The sequence below is a fragment of the Globicatella sanguinis NBRC 15551 genome (assembly GCF_001552295.1).
GTDB lineage: Bacteria > Bacillota > Bacilli > Lactobacillales > Aerococcaceae > Globicatella > Globicatella sanguinis.
The window spans coordinates 1-14738 of the sequence record NZ_BCQX01000056.1; the positions used below are offsets into that span (position 1 = coordinate 1).

Annotated in this window: 12 protein-coding genes and 1 pseudogene; 12 read left to right on the forward strand and 1 reads right to left on the reverse strand. The window is 35.1% G+C overall.

The features are described 5' to 3' along the window. Positions 1 to 345: 345 nt before the first annotated feature. A pseudogene (locus GSA01S_RS06050) lies at positions 346 to 1496 on the forward strand (iron-containing alcohol dehydrogenase). 533 nt (positions 1497 to 2029) lie between these two features. After that, a complete protein-coding gene (rpmG, locus tag GSA01S_RS06055; protein WP_066125827.1) occupies positions 2030 to 2182 on the forward strand; it encodes a 50S ribosomal protein L33 in 153 nt (50 codons plus the stop codon). A 331-nt stretch (positions 2183 to 2513) separates the two neighbouring features. On the opposite strand, the gene GSA01S_RS06060 is transcribed toward rpmG, so the two are convergent. After that, positions 2514 to 3224: a CPBP family intramembrane glutamic endopeptidase gene (locus tag GSA01S_RS06060; protein ID WP_066125830.1), complete on the reverse strand. Its 711-nt coding sequence runs from the start codon at positions 3222 to 3224 to the stop codon at positions 2514 to 2516. A 123-nt stretch (positions 3225 to 3347) separates the two neighbouring features. Between GSA01S_RS06060 and GSA01S_RS06065 the strand changes: the two genes are divergently transcribed. The 10 genes from GSA01S_RS06065 to GSA01S_RS06110 all read left to right on the forward strand — a co-directional run bounded on the left by GSA01S_RS06065 (position 3348) and on the right by GSA01S_RS06110 (position 14632). Then, positions 3348 to 5255, forward strand: a complete 1908-nt coding sequence (locus tag GSA01S_RS06065; protein WP_066125831.1) for an ABC-F family ATP-binding cassette domain-containing protein — start codon at positions 3348 to 3350, stop codon at positions 5253 to 5255. Positions 5256 to 5265: 10 nt separating this feature from the next. Beyond that, positions 5266 to 6210, forward strand: a complete 945-nt coding sequence (locus GSA01S_RS06070) for a thymidylate synthase (protein ID WP_066125833.1) — start codon at positions 5266 to 5268, stop codon at positions 6208 to 6210. Positions 6211 to 6225: 15 nt separating this feature from the next. After that, the gene (locus GSA01S_RS06075) at positions 6226 to 6720 is read left to right on the forward strand and encodes a dihydrofolate reductase (protein ID WP_066125835.1); all 495 of its coding nucleotides are present in this window, start codon (positions 6226 to 6228) and stop codon (positions 6718 to 6720) included. 4 nt (positions 6721 to 6724) lie between these two features. Further along, positions 6725 to 7774, forward strand: coding sequence for a serine hydrolase (locus GSA01S_RS06080; RefSeq protein ID WP_066125837.1), 1050 nt, complete (start codon positions 6725 to 6727; stop codon positions 7772 to 7774). 10 nt (positions 7775 to 7784) lie between these two features. After that, the gene (gene pip, locus GSA01S_RS06085; protein WP_066125839.1) at positions 7785 to 8720 is read left to right on the forward strand and encodes a prolyl aminopeptidase; all 936 of its coding nucleotides are present in this window, start codon (positions 7785 to 7787) and stop codon (positions 8718 to 8720) included. A gap of 544 nt (positions 8721 to 9264) precedes the next feature. Next, positions 9265 to 10122: a VOC family protein gene (locus GSA01S_RS06090; RefSeq protein WP_066125841.1), complete on the forward strand. Its 858-nt coding sequence runs from the start codon at positions 9265 to 9267 to the stop codon at positions 10120 to 10122. Positions 10123 to 10282: 160 nt separating this feature from the next. Beyond that, positions 10283 to 10993 (forward strand): tRNA (adenine(22)-N(1))-methyltransferase, encoded by a 711-nt coding sequence (locus GSA01S_RS06095; protein ID WP_066125843.1) that lies wholly within the window; start codon positions 10283 to 10285, stop codon positions 10991 to 10993. 1 nt (position 10994) lies between these two features. Beyond that, on the forward strand, positions 10995 to 11801 hold the full coding sequence (locus GSA01S_RS06100) for a Nif3-like dinuclear metal center hexameric protein (protein ID WP_066125846.1): 807 nt from the start codon (positions 10995 to 10997) through the stop codon (positions 11799 to 11801). A gap of 13 nt (positions 11802 to 11814) precedes the next feature. Next, positions 11815 to 13050: a peptidase T gene (gene pepT, locus GSA01S_RS06105; protein ID WP_066125847.1), complete on the forward strand. Its 1236-nt coding sequence runs from the start codon at positions 11815 to 11817 to the stop codon at positions 13048 to 13050. Between the two features lie 433 nt (positions 13051 to 13483). Then, positions 13484 to 14632: a BMP family lipoprotein gene (locus tag GSA01S_RS06110; protein WP_083513228.1), complete on the forward strand. Its 1149-nt coding sequence runs from the start codon at positions 13484 to 13486 to the stop codon at positions 14630 to 14632. Positions 14633 to 14738 lie beyond the last annotated feature (106 nt).

A 14738-nucleotide genomic window follows, 5' to 3' on the forward strand; every position in this document is an offset into this window, starting at 1 on the left:
CTATCCAAGAAATTAATTCTTTCATGGGAAGATGTGTATATGCCATTTGTGTGTACTCCTTCCTTAACATGTGATCTTATGTTTAGGATACCATACAAATAACCTATTTATTTTTCTAGCTTAATTTTACTATCCAAGAAACTTAAAGTCTACTAAATGAATAAAGGGACGACTCAAAAATTAGTTAATATTTTTGGGTTTGTCTTTTAAGTCAATATGTGATAAAGTTATTAAACTTTAATAACTAAATTACTTAATCATAAAGGAGGCGATGTTCTTTAATCACAGTAAACTTGTCATGGTTCACAATAAAATAAAAATTTAAACTTAAAGGAGAACGAGAAAATGTCAGTATTTTATGTACCTTCAACAAACTTAATTGGTCGCGGTGTTGTGAACGAAAAGGCCCTTATATTAAAGAATTAGGTTTAAATAAGGCTTTATTAGTAACCGATGAATTTATTGCCAATAGTGATATTTTAGCTAAAGTAGCAGCACCTTTAAAGGAAGCTAATATTGATTATGTTGTTTTTAGTCAAGTGGAACCTAACCCAACAGTTAAAAATTGTGAAGAAGGCTTAGCAGTATTAAAAGAAAATCAATGTGGTTTTATTATTAGTGTTGGGGGTGGTTCACCACAAGATTGTGCGAGCTGTATTTCGGTATTAGCAACGAATGATATGAAAGTACAAGAGCTAGAAGGACTTCATAAGACAGCTAATAAAGGTTTACCCGTAGTAGCAATTAATACGACAGCAGGTACTTCAGCAGAGATTACAATTAACTATGTCATTACCGATGAGGAACGTAAAGTAAAAATGGTGATGGTAGATAAAAACTCATTAGCCACCATTTATGTCAATGATCCTGAGTTAATGTTATCGAAACCAAAAGCATTAACAGTAGCAACCGGTATGGATGCTTTAACACACGCCGTAGAAGCATTAGTGACCCCTGGAGCTTATGATGTAACAAAGAAATTATCGATGGGTGCCATCGAATTAATTAAAGAATACTTACCTCGTGCGGTTGAAAATGGCGAAGATATTGAAGCGCGTGAAGCGATGGTTAATGCTATTTTCCTTGGAGGAATGGCTTTTAATAATGCTGGTTTAGGCTATGTTCACTCAATGGCTCATCAATTAGGAGCAGTATATAAATTACCGCATGGTGTCTGCTGTGCGATATTATTACCAGTAGTCGAACGTGAAAATGCAAAACGTGTACCGGCAGCCTTTAGAGATGTTGCGAAAGCATTAGGAATGGATGTTATGGATCATTCAGATGAAGAGTGTGCTGATTATGCTATCGCTGAAATTGAAAAATTATCTGAAACGGTGGGCATCCCTAAAAAATTAACCGAATTAGACATTAAAGAAGATGAGTTTGATTTTGAATACTTATCAAAAAATGCAATGATCGATGCTTGTGCATCAGGTAATCCTTTCACTCCAACCTTAGAAAAAACGATTAGTTTCTATAAAGAATTATTTTAGGAAATTAAAGACAAGTTTATTAAGTTAAGTGATTAAAAAGATTGGACCACACTTTAACAATCCATCTGTTGGTTGTATAGTGCAGGGGTTGAGTGGTAGCAAACGGCGTCTGAAAGTAGCTGAGAATAATCTTGAAAAATTCCGTCAAGTCACTGCCCGATAATGAAAGCGAACGGGTTAAGTAGTCTCAAGCAATCTTTTAATGAGATTTGTTAAAAGAAGCGAAATTTATTTTATTTTCTACTTTTGGTCCACTCTCAACTGTGGGGGCTTGACAGACGAGGCAAAAATTATTCGATTTTCTACTTCTGGTCAATTCCACTGTTCGGCGGTAGGGAAAATTGCGGAATTTAATCGATGCGTTATTTCTCGCTCACTCCCTTCAAGGTGGATTTAAAGGCCTTTTAGCTTAAGAAAACTTGCTGAAAGTTACAATATTTTCTGAAAATGTATTGTTTTTAAAAATAGACAATGTTATAATTGTTTGGTACTGTTCGATGAAACAAATTACCAAACAGTTTGGAGGGAACAAAATGCGCGTAAACATTAACTTAGAATGTACAGAGTGTGGCGAACGTAACTATTTAACAAACAAAAATAAACGTAATAACCCAGACCGTTTAGAAGTTAAAAAATATTGCCCAAGAGATCGCAAAATTACTTTACACCGTGAAGTGAAAAAATAATCGCGAATTAAAAAGAAGCAACTACTCGTTTGAAGTAGTTGCTTTTTCTTTAGGTACTAATTACCATAACCTGCCATGTGGTGAGTCATCAATATATAAACCATCATAATCTGCTTTAACAATAAAGTTGGGCCAAAACTAAAATAACAGTTTGGTCCAGCTATTATATTTATCGCTAGGTATTTGAGTGGTATTAAATTGTGTCTTCATAGCTAGTTTGCTACCGACTTAACTTGACTTAACTTGACTCTACGATGCAAGAGGAGTAGCAAATGAAGCGAAAATCATTCAGTTTTCTACTCCTTGCCCAATGCTTCTATATCGCTTAGGATTATTTAAATAATTGAATCAATCCAGTAGCCGCTTCTTCTAATAACTCCTGGGGTATTAATTGCACTAAATACATTAAGATGACTGACAAGGCATTATTGACAAAGTGAAAACTAATGGAGCCCCAAATATTTCGGTCAAATCTTTCATACATGTAAAGTAGAGAAATTGATAATGGCAGATAAATAAGAAAGTCTTGTAAAGAAACCACATGGGCTCCCGCAAATAATAAAGTGGAAACAATCCACATGATAACGACTAGTCCGCGGTTCGCTTTATTGACCCAACCGTTTAAAGACTCTCTAAAGACTAACTCTTCAACTAAAGGTGCTGAAATAACAGTAAAGAAAATAAATAATAAAGGATTGATTTGAGTTTGCATTTCCTCTAATGCTTGTTGGTTCATTCCTAATGATTCCAAATCTAAGTAAGGTTCAAAAAGGGTCATTAAAATAGTTCTGGCGAACACGTTAATGATAAATAAAAGAAAGGAAAGCCAAAGGATTTTCTTCAAGGTTGTTTGTGTTATAAATCGAGCCCATTCTTCTTTAAGGTGATCACCAAATAAAAATAATGCCAACATGACGTTTGTAATGCTACTTAAAGCCGTACTGGTATACATATCTATGACACCAGTCGCACCTAATACACCAAAAAGAATCATATTAATAAAGAAACCGAAAAACATAATTTTATTACGATGTTTTTTCATAACAACACTCCTTTTCTAATACAATAATCATAGCATATTGTAACGTTTACTTAAACTAATACCATTCATTATTAAAGTAAAACTATGATATAATGAACAAGAATAAAAAATGAGGAGAAGCCCATGAAAGAATTAAAGATTGAACAATTATCCAAAACATATGGTACTAAAACATTATTAGATAAAATTGACTGGTCAATTAGAACTGGACAGCGTGTCGGCTTAATTGGTCCCAATGGAACAGGGAAGAGCTCATTGTTAAAAGTAATTGCTGGCTTAGATAATTATGATAGTGGGACTATTTCTAAGCCAAATCAATATACCATAGCTTATCTCGACCAACATCCAGAACTGGATTCTAATAAAACTATTTTAGAAACGGTCTATGATAGCCAAGCTCAAGACATTCAACTATTATTGCAATATGAGTTAATCCGTGAGCAATTAGAAGCTAATCCTATGGACGGGGATTTATTAACTCAATTTACGCGCGTTAGTGATGAAATGAATTTAAAAGATGCTTGGGATATAGAAGTTAAAGCAAAAGCTATTTTATCACAATTAGGCTTAACCAATTTATCACGACGAGTAGGAGAGTGTTCTGGTGGTGAGCAAAAAAAAATTGGTATTGCCCAAGTATTAATTGAATCACCTGATTTATTAATTTTAGACGAGCCGACAAACCATTTAGATGTCGAAAGTATTCAATGGTTAGAAAAATATTTAGCTAATTATCCCGGCGCCTTACTTTTAGTAACCCATGACCGTTATTTTTTAGATCGTGCGGTTAATTTTATTGTTGAATTACGTCATGGAAAACTAACTGAATATGTTGGGAATTATGAAACCTATGTCATAAAACGGACAGAACAAGCAGCCATTAATCAAAAAGTACAAGAAAAAGAGAATAAATTATTTCAACAAGAATTAGCGTGGATGAGAAAAGGCGCTAAAGCTCGTACCACTAAGCAACAAGCTCGTATCGATCGTTTCGAGGAGTTAAAAGGAAATATTGCGAATCGTCATCAAGAAGCTGAAGGAATTGATTTTGACTTCCAACAACAGCGTATTGGGAATCGTGTCATTGAATTAGAAGAAATTGCCATCTCAATCAATGGGCAAAAAGTGATTGAAGGGTATACTAAAAATTTTGTTAAAGGAGACCGTATTGGCATAATCGGAGCAAATGGTGTGGGGAAATCAACCTTTTTGAATACTTTAGCCGGTTATCATGCGCTTGATAGTGGCGTTTGCCAAGTGGGTCAAACCGTGCGTATGGCGTATTATCGACAACTCGATCAAGATCTGCCTAGTGATGTTCGAGTATTAGATTATTTAACTAAAATCGCCGATAATTTTAAACGTGAAGACGGCTCATTAGTAAGTGCTTCTCAATTATTGGAGCAATTTAATTTTCCAAGAAATACTCATGGTACACAAATTCAATATTTATCGGGTGGAGAAAGACGTCGTCTTTATTTACTTTCACTCTTAATTCAGCAACCAAATGTTTTACTATTAGATGAGCCGACCAATGATTTAGATATTGATACTTTAACTGTACTGGAAGATTATTTAGCTAATTTTGAAGGGGTAGTATTTGTCGTTTCTCACGATCGCTATTTCTTAGATAAGACGACGGATTATTTGATAAATATTAAGGGAAATGGCGCCTATGATATTTACTGGGGTAGTTATTCTGAATATTTAGAAGAAGCTGATTTACAAACTAATAATGAATCCAAAGCTATCGTTAAAATAGATGAAGGACCGAAACAAGATACGGATGCTAGTCAGAATAATCATCAACCGAAAGCCAGAAGATTAAGTTATCATGAAAAGAAAGAATTAGAGAAACTACCAAGTGAAATTGAGCAATTGGAAATACGTTTAGACGAAATCCAACAAGAAATGAATACTATCACGAGTGATGCAGGCAAATTAATGGATTTACAGCGTGAACTAGAAGAAAAAGAAGAAGCGTTAATGGCCTTATATGAAAGACAAGAGGAGTTAGCAACGCTCAATTAAAAGGAGCATTATGATGGAACAATATCAACAACTTGTCCAATCAGTATTAGAAAATGGACATTTTAAAGGAGACCGCACTGGCGTGGGAACCTATAGTTTATTCGGGTACCAAATGCGGTTTGATTTAAACGAAGGTTTTCCAATGGTCACCACCAAGCGGGTGCCATTTGGATTAATTAAAAGTGAATTATTATGGTTTTTAAGAGGCGATACCAATATTAAATATCTATTGGAACACCATAATCATATTTGGGACGAATGGGCCTTCGAACGCTATATCAAAAGCGAAGACTATCAAGGACCGGATATGACCGATTTCGGTTTAAGAGTCTTGGAAGATGCTTCGTTTAAAGCAGAATATGAAACTCAAATGAAACTATTTCAAGAGAAAATATTGTCGGATGCAACCTTCGCTGCTAAACACGGTGAACTAGGTGATGTATATGGTAAACAGTGGCGTCAATGGGAATTACGTAATGGTGAAACACTTGACCAAATTAAAGAGGTTATTAATCAAATTAAAGCAAATCCTGATTCTAGACGTTTAATTGTTTCCGCTTGGAATCCAGAAGATATTCCAACCATGGCTTTACCACCCTGTCATACTCTATTTCAATTTTATGTGAATGATGGTAAGTTAAGTTGTCAACTTTATCAACGGAGTGCCGATATCTTTTTAGGTGTGCCTTTTAATATTGCCAGTTATGCCTTGTTGACACATTTAATCGCCTTAGAGACTGGATTGGAAGTAGGAGAGTTTGTGCATACTTTAGGCGATGCACATTTATATCAAAATCATCTTGAACAAGCGAAGTTATTATTAACAAGAGAACCGAAAGCTTTACCGACATTGATTATTGATCGGTTCAATGGCTTTGACCAAATTGAAACGGATGCGATTCGTTTGGAAGGGTATCATCCTCATCCAGCGATTAAAGCACCGATTGCAGTTTAAGAAAGGAAAAGAACAATGATTAGTTTTGTTTATGCTCAAGAATCACGTGGCGGCATTGGCTATCAAAATCAATTACCGTGGCATTTACCTAATGACTTAAAATTTTTCAAAGAAACGACCATGGGACATACGATGTTAATGGGACGTAAGACATTTGAATCGATGGGCCAACGCCTGTTACCTGGTCGAAAAACGGTGGTAATGACGCGAGATTTAAATTATGGAAAAAACATTGAAGGCTTAACGGTTATTCATCGTTTAGAAGAAGGACTTGAGTTATCTGAAGATCAAGAATTAATGGTTATTGGTGGTGCTGATATTTTTAAGCTATTTTTACCATATGCCGATCAAATTATCCGAACGTTCATTGAAAGAGAATTCCCGAGTGATGTTTTTATGCCAGCCATCGATGAAACGGAGTGGCAATTAGTCAAAGCGGTAGCGGGTATTTTAGATGAAAATAACACGATTCCACATCAATATGAATGGTGGGAACGTAAGGAGTATTAAAATCATGAATAAGTTTACTTTTTTATTTTTAAGTCTAACATTTTTGGCTGTTAGTAATGAGAAACCTATCAAGGCTCAAGACATCACGACAACTGATGCAACCCAGATGACGTCAATAGCAGGCGAAGCTAATGAAACGAATCAGACAACAGAAGCTAATGAATCTAGTACCTCAGAAACAAAATATATTATTGATACGGAAGTCTCTTGGCCAGAAATTAATCAAAGTTTCGAAGAACAATCATCTTCCGATATGATTGAGGAGTTTAACGATCAAACGAAAAGTTTAATAGTGGATCAAATTAGTATTATTAAAGAACAGTCAAAAAAAAGTTCCATTTTTGTACAAGCGGCTAACCATCAACTTTCTTCTTCAGAAGATGCGACGGAAGTATTACCGGCCGATGATTTAATAAAATTATTTATTGCGGCAGTATATTTTCATCAAATAGAAACCAAACAAATAACCGCAGCTGATATGGTAAATATTGTTGATCAAGAAATTATACCAGGAAGTACTTTAGCTAATTTACCACAGGATAAAAGCTATAGTTTAAAAGTACTGGTTCAATTAATGCTACAATCTCATGATAATATGGCAACCGATTTATTAATAGAATCATTAGGTGGCCTTGAAAAAGTAAATCAACAAATTCAAGAGTTAGGCTTTATTCAAACGTCCTTGGTCAATAATATGGCGACGGAATTATCCGGGGCCGCTAATCAATATAATGAAACATCAGCGAGTGACTTAGCAAATTTATTACTAGCTTTATTCCAAGGGGTATTATTTGATGAAGATATTAACCAAGAAGCTTTAACGATGTATTCACAACATGGCCCCATTGGTATTGCTAATAGTTTAGACAATAATCAATTGTTTTATGGTTTAAAAGCGAAAGCAATGCAAGAGGGGATGCTTCACGATGCCTTATTGTATGAAGTTGAATCAGAAGTTCCGGTGGTCATTGTCGTGATGTCCGAACAATTAAGTGATGCTGAAAATCGCTTAGATAATTTGGGCTATCAACTAAATCATCTCATTATGGAATAGGAGGACTACGATGGGTGGTTATTTGAATACAAAAATCAACCAAGTTTATCATTTAAAGGTGGATGAGACACATACTCTTTATATTGAGGAATGTGGTAATCCGGATGGTCAACCGGTTTTATTTCTCCATGGTGGACCAGGTGGATCCGTTGGTGAACCTTCACGTCGATTTTTTAATCCGGATAAATATCGTATTATTTTATTTGATCAAAGAGGAACTGGAAAAAGTCAACCGTTTTTAAGTTTAGAAAATAATACCGTGCTTGATAGTGTTGCTGATATTGAAAAAATTAGACAATATTTGCAAATTGAACAATGGTATGTATTTGGTGGCAGTTATGGAACCACTTTGGCATTAGCTTATGCAATTCATTATCCGCAACAAATTCAACATTTAATATTGAGAGGTATTTTTTTAGGCCGTCAAAGTGATGTTGATTGGCTTTTCCAAGAAGGGGCAGGCTATTTTTATCCTGAAGAATTTGAACGATTTAAAAATTATATCCCTGAAGATCAACAGGATGATTTAGTAACCGCGTATTATCAACGAATGCTTGATTCAGATGAATCGGTCAGAGACGAAGCGTGTTATGAATGGAGTCAATGGGAAACAGCTATTGTTAAATTAGTCCAAAATCCTAAAGATTTAAGACAACCCGTTACTGATGGGGATCGTTCCATTGGTTTATTAGAATCACATTATTTTGCTCATAAGATGTTTTGGGAAGAAGATAATTATTTGTTGAATCGAGTAGATAAGCTGCAAGACATTCCGATGGATATTGTACATGGTCGCTATGATGTCGATTGTCGCTTAAGTGGTGCCTATGAATTACAACAGCATTGTCCAAAAGCTAAATTGCATATCGTTGCCTTAGGTTCTCATACACCTTATGATGATGCGATGTTCTCTCAACTGGTAAGCATTATGGATGAATTAGCATAATAACAAATGACGAATTAATGCATAGGAAGTTCACGCAAGAATCAACCGTCAAAATAGTTGATTATTAGAAGCGGGGTAGCAGTATAAAATGCACTGCTATTCGCTTCGTGTGATAATCCCGCATAATGTGTAGGCATCAATAGGCTAGGCAAAACCTTTTTAAATGCTGTTCAGGCATAACTATTTAATTCAAAGCACAGGGGTTGAGTGGGGGTGGACAGACGAAGCGAAAATTATTTCATTTTCTAGTTCTGGTTCACTCCATAAGACAAAATTTGATGCCGCTCAACAACTGCAATTTTAATAAACAAATGATGGCTAGGCTAAATGTTTCACGATTTTGCTTAGCCTCTTTTTAATGTCTTATTTTATTTAACACTTAATATAAGTTATGATGTTAACTAATAGCAAAATTAATAATATTAAGAGAAACTTGTGTATTGGCAGTAACTCATAAAATTCTTTTTATTTCTAGTTAGTATTAATTGACATGGAAATAAAAAACTGTTTTAATATAAACATCTATATTAAAAGGAGCGTTTGAATGATAGAATTAGGAGCAGTTGTATTAAACACCAAACACTTACAAGCACAGAAAAATTTTTACCAACATATTATTGGTTTATCGATATTAAAAGAAGATGATAATAAAGTTGAATTAGGGATCAAAGGTAACGAAGAACCACTTGTTACTTTAGTTACGACTAACTTACCTAAAGGCCATTACTATGGTTTATATCATTTGGCGATTTTAGTTCCTTCACGTAAAGATTTAGGTGATGCTTTATTGCATATTCTCAAAGCTCAAGCACCAATACAAGGGGCTTCGAATCATGGCTATAGTGAGGCTATTTATTTAGCAGACCTTGAAGGTAATGGTATTGAAATTTATCACGATCGTCCTAAATCAGTATGGAATTATCAAGGTGATAAGATTATTGGCATTACTGAAGAGATGGATGCTGAAAGCGTATTGGCTTTAGCAGAAGACAAAAACCCTTATTTCATGCCGGAAGGTAGCAAGATGGGACATGTTCACTTAACAGTCGAAAATCCACTAGCCAGTCAAGTTTTTTTAAAAGAAATGTTAGATATGGATGAAAAGTTTTCGATGAGAGATCAGGCGACTTGGTTAGCTAATGGTGACTACCATCATCATATTGCTGCCAATAAATGGGCGGGTGCATTGAATAAAATTCATGACATTAATACACCAGGTTTGAATCACTTTGTAGTGAAGATTCAAGATGAGACTGACTGGTGCCGTTTCGTTGAAGCGACCGAGACTCATCCAGAATATATCGTTAATCAATCAGCCAAAGAATATTTGATTAAGGACTATAATGGGATTCATATACTTGTTCGCCAAGACTACAATAAGAATGCGAACGTTTATATATAACTTTAAAATGATGACTAATTAGATCAGGTGATACTATGGATGACTTGTTTTAAGACGGTGATCATTTTTATTTATTGTCATAAAAGAAAGAGATAAATGTTTTATTGAGGCAATCGATTTGATACAATAAATAAGTAAGTAAAGTAAAAGGGGATTTTAAATGAATTCTGAAACATTATCACCAAGATTAGCGAAAGTATGTGAATTTTTAGTTCATTATCAAAAAGATGCGATTCGCTTAGCGGATATCGGCAGTGACCATGCTTATTTGCCTTGTCATTTAGCATTAAATAAGCAACTTGAATTTGCGATTGCTGGCGAAGTAGTAGAAGGTCCTTTTCAATCAGCTAAAGCCGAAGTCGCAACCAGAGGACTTACTAAAGTCATTGATGTTCGTAAAGGGGATGGCTTGGCGGTTATCACTGAAGCAGATCAAATTAATGCTATTACGATTTGTGGAATGGGTGGCAGTTTAATTCGTAATATTTTAGATGAAAACAAGGCCATCATTCGTGAAAACACGGTTTTAGTTTTACAGCCTAATATGGCGAGCTATCAATTAAGAAAATGGCTCAATCAAAATGGTTTTGTCTTTCTTAATGAAACGGTGGTGGAAGATCATCATCGTGAATATGAAATTATGGTTGTTAAAAAAAATCACTATCATAAGCAAATATTAACGGTTAATGAGTTGCAATTTGGAAAATATAATTTAGAAGATCCAACAGCTGCCTTTTATCAAAAATGGCAAAAGGAACTGTCATTACTTGAGACGACCTACCAATCAATCGTTGAAAAAGCAGGGGCAGATCATCCTAAAGTGCAATTAATGCAAGAGGAAATTAATCAAATTAAGGAAGTGCTTAATTAAAATGACACAAGTGACATTTCAAAATTTAATCGATGCTTTGAATGAATTGTATCCACCCACTTTTGCAGAAGATTGGGACCCAATTGGTTTACATTTTGGTGATCCACAAGCACCAGTCAACAAAATCATGACCACTTTAGATGTTCGTCATGCAGTTGTTGACGAAGCGATTAAGCTTGGGGTAGATACGATTATCGCGCATCATCCTTTATTGTTTAAACCTATTCAACGATTTGATTTATCGTCTTTAACTAATCAACTTTATGCAAAATTAATTAAACATAATATTAAAGTGTTTGCGATGCATACTAATTTAGACATTGCCCATAATGGTATGAATGATTGGTTAGCTGAGCAATTAGGTTTAATCAATATTAGAGAATTGGCTGTGCAGGCTACCGACGAGTTACCGGGCTTAGGTCGTATCGGTCAATTGGCTACCCCTTTGAGCCGAACTGCTTTATTAGATTTATTAAAGTCAACTTATCAACGAAATGAATTACCCATTATCGAGAAAACACCTCAAGAATCTTATCAAACGATTGCGATTATTGGTGGAAGTGGTTCGAGTTTAATGGAAGCAGTAGCCAGCCAAGAAGTCGATGTCTTCTTAACAGGTGATATTACTTATCATACTGCGCAGGCTTTAGAAGATATTCCAATGATGACCGTTGATGTTGGTCATTATACAGAAAGTATTTTTGCCAAAAAGGCAGCTGAAGTGATACAATTATTAGTAAATGAAAAACAGTGGCCGGTGACAGTTCAAGCTACTGAATTGAATATTAATCCCTTTAGATATGAATAGGAGTGTTTAAATTATGGTCGATATTTTTAATCAAACAAAAGAACGTCTTTTAAAGTACACAAAAATTAATACGCGCTCAGATGAAAGCAGTGATACTATTCCTTCAACTGCGATGCAATTTGATTTATTAAAATTATTAGTGATTGAATTAGAACAATTAGGTCTAGAAGATGTAGAATTAAGTCCTACCAATGCTTTTGTTACGGCAACGTTACCTGCTAATACGGATGAACCAATACCAGCAATTGGTTTTATCGCGCATGTGGACACTGCTGATTTTAATTCAGTCAATGTGCAACCTCAAATTCATGAAAATTATGACGGTAAAGACATCGTTTTAAACGAAGATGAAAATATTGTAATGTCAGTCAAAGATTTTCCGAATTTACCACCATATAAAGGTCAAACACTTATTACGACCGACGGCACAACTTTATTAGGAGCTGACGATAAAGCTGGGATTGCTGAAATCGTAACAGCCTTAGAATATTTAATTGCTCATCCAGAGATTAAACATGGAAAAGTGAGAGTGGCTTTCGGTCCGGATGAAGAAATTGGACGTGGAGCAGATCATTTTGACGCGGAAGGTTTTGCAGTTGACTTTGCTTATACGATGGATGGCGGTCCAGTCGGGGAGTTACAATACGAAAGTTTTAATGCGGCTGGGGTAACGCTAAAAATCACAGGAAAAAATATCCATCCTGGTACTGCTAAAGGTAAAATGATCAATTCCATTGGTATTATCAATGAATTTATGAATGGTTTACCTGAAAAAGAAGTACCTGAACAAACAGAAGGTCGCGAAGGATTCTATCATATTACCAATATGGAAGCGACTGTCGATGAAGGTATTTTATCATTGATTATTCGAGATCATTACCGTGAAAAATTTGAAGAACGTAAAGCGTTTGTTGAACAATTAGTCAAAGATATTAACCAACGCTATCCTTATGAAGTCATTGAAGTTGATATTAAGGATCAATATTATAATATGGCAGAAGTTATCGAAAAAGATATGCGTCCGGTTGACTTAGCTAAAGAGGCTTTCGCAGCATTAGATATTCCTGCTGTCATTGAGCCGATTCGTGGTGGTACAGATGGATCTAAAATTAGTTTTATGGGTATCCCGACACCTAATATTTTTGCTGGCGGCGAAAATATGCACGGTCGTTATGAATTTGTTGCAGTCGAATCAATGGTCAAAGCGACAGAAGTGATTATTAAAATCGTGGAATTAAATGCTAAGTAAAAAAAGCTTATAATGAGTGGTATTTTAGGTTAAATGATGTCGTTTATTAAACTTCAGATAGATGACTGATAAATAACGCATAGTTGCTTTAAATTTCCACTCTTTACATCCAGATTTATAGAGATTAGGAAAGAAATGATTAACGTTTCTGCCTAATCTCTTTTTTTTTGGACCGCTAAAGAATCTCAGTAAAAATATTATCATTTTTTATCAAAAGATAGGATGCTTTGTCAAGAAAAAGTTATAATATCTATCGATTTAAATAAAAACATTCGTTTTTCATTCGTTTTTTTAAATGAATATAAAAAATAGTAAAAACAAAGTTCGTCTTTAATCGTTTTCAAAATTATTTTTCTGTTGCAATTCTAGAAGGTATCAATTATAATGAAGAGTGAAACAAGGTTTCGATAACACAATCTTTTGGAGGGATTCGATGAAAAAATTTGTAAGTTTAGCATCGTCAGCATTATTAGTAGCATCTTTTGCTACACCAGTTTTAGCAGAGGAAGATTTCTCAACAGTGATGATCACTGATATCGGTGGGGTGGACGATGGTTCATTCAACCAAAGCGCATGGGAAGGTATGGTTGAGTTTGGTGAAGCTAACGGATTAGAACGTGGTGTGAATGGTTACGAATATTTACAATCAAATAGTGACTCAGATTTCGTAACACATTTAAATACAGCTGTTCAATCTAACTTTGACTTAATTTTTGGTATTGGATTCAAATTAGAAACTGCAATGAAAGAAATGGCTGAACAACAACCAGAAAAACATTTCGCAATTGTTGACTCAGTAATTGACTTACCAAACGTTGCATCATTAACATTTAAAGACCACGAAGCATCATTCTTAGCAGGTGTTGCTGCAGCAATGACAACTAAGACTAATAAAGTTGGTTTCGTAGGTGGACAAGAAGGGTTCGTAATCGACCGCTTTGAAGCTGGTTTTGTAGCTGGTGTTGAAGCCGTTAACCCAGATGTTGAAGTTGTTATCGAATATGCAGGTAGCTTCGGTGATGCTGCCAAAGGTAAACAAATTGCAGCAGCGATGTACGCAAACGACGTTGATATTATCTTCCACGCTTCAGGAGACACTGGTAATGGTGTGTTCTCAGAAGCTAAAGATATTGTAACAGCAGATCCTTCACGTGAAATCTATGTAATCGGTGTTGACCGTGACCAAGAAGCTGAAGGTATTGTTGAAATTGATGGTGAAGAGCGTCGTTTAACATTAACATCAACCTTAAAACAAGTTGGTGCAGCAGTTAAATCATTTGCTGAACAAACAAAAGCCGGTAATTTCGAAGCTGGTAATAAAGTTTACGGTTTAGAAGACGGTGGTGTTGGTTTAACAGATGGTCAATTATCAGAAGAAGTTTTAGCAGCAGTTAAAGAGTATTCAGATAAAATTATCGCTGGCGATATTAAAGTACCAGAAGCACCAGGACAAGATGTAGAAGCGGCTGATGATACAGAAGCAGAAGACTCAGAAGAAGCAACTGAAGAAGAAGCAGCTGAAGAAGAAACTGCAACTGAAGATACAGAAGAAACAACTGTTGAAGAAACAACTGCTGAGTAATCAGAAGAAAACAGCCATTTAAGACACAACTGCTGAATAATTTTCAATTTATTCATAGTTAAACAGTAGGGCATTCAATCGAATGCCCTTTATTTTTTTTTTGATT

Excerpts from the sequence above, each read along its gene's own strand:
- rpmG (WP_066125827.1), top strand. The coding sequence starts at position 2,030 with ATGCGCGTAAACATTAACTTAGAATGTACAGAGTGTGGCGAACGTAAC.
- GSA01S_RS06060 (WP_066125830.1), bottom strand. The coding sequence starts at position 3,224 with ATGAAAAAACATCGTAATAAAATTATGTTTTTCGGTTTCTTTATTAAT.
- GSA01S_RS06065 (WP_066125831.1), top strand. The coding sequence starts at position 3,348 with ATGAAAGAATTAAAGATTGAACAATTATCCAAAACATATGGTACTAAA.
- GSA01S_RS06070 (WP_066125833.1), top strand. The coding sequence starts at position 5,266 with ATGATGGAACAATATCAACAACTTGTCCAATCAGTATTAGAAAATGGA.
- GSA01S_RS06075 (WP_066125835.1), top strand. The coding sequence starts at position 6,226 with ATGATTAGTTTTGTTTATGCTCAAGAATCACGTGGCGGCATTGGCTAT.
- GSA01S_RS06080 (WP_066125837.1), top strand. The coding sequence starts at position 6,725 with ATGAATAAGTTTACTTTTTTATTTTTAAGTCTAACATTTTTGGCTGTT.
- pip (WP_066125839.1), top strand. The coding sequence starts at position 7,785 with ATGGGTGGTTATTTGAATACAAAAATCAACCAAGTTTATCATTTAAAG.
- GSA01S_RS06090 (WP_066125841.1), top strand. The coding sequence starts at position 9,265 with ATGATAGAATTAGGAGCAGTTGTATTAAACACCAAACACTTACAAGCA.
- GSA01S_RS06095 (WP_066125843.1), top strand. The coding sequence starts at position 10,283 with ATGAATTCTGAAACATTATCACCAAGATTAGCGAAAGTATGTGAATTT.
- GSA01S_RS06100 (WP_066125846.1), top strand. The coding sequence starts at position 10,995 with ATGACACAAGTGACATTTCAAAATTTAATCGATGCTTTGAATGAATTG.
- pepT (WP_066125847.1), top strand. The coding sequence starts at position 11,815 with ATGGTCGATATTTTTAATCAAACAAAAGAACGTCTTTTAAAGTACACA.
- GSA01S_RS06110 (WP_083513228.1), top strand. The coding sequence starts at position 13,484 with ATGAAAAAATTTGTAAGTTTAGCATCGTCAGCATTATTAGTAGCATCT.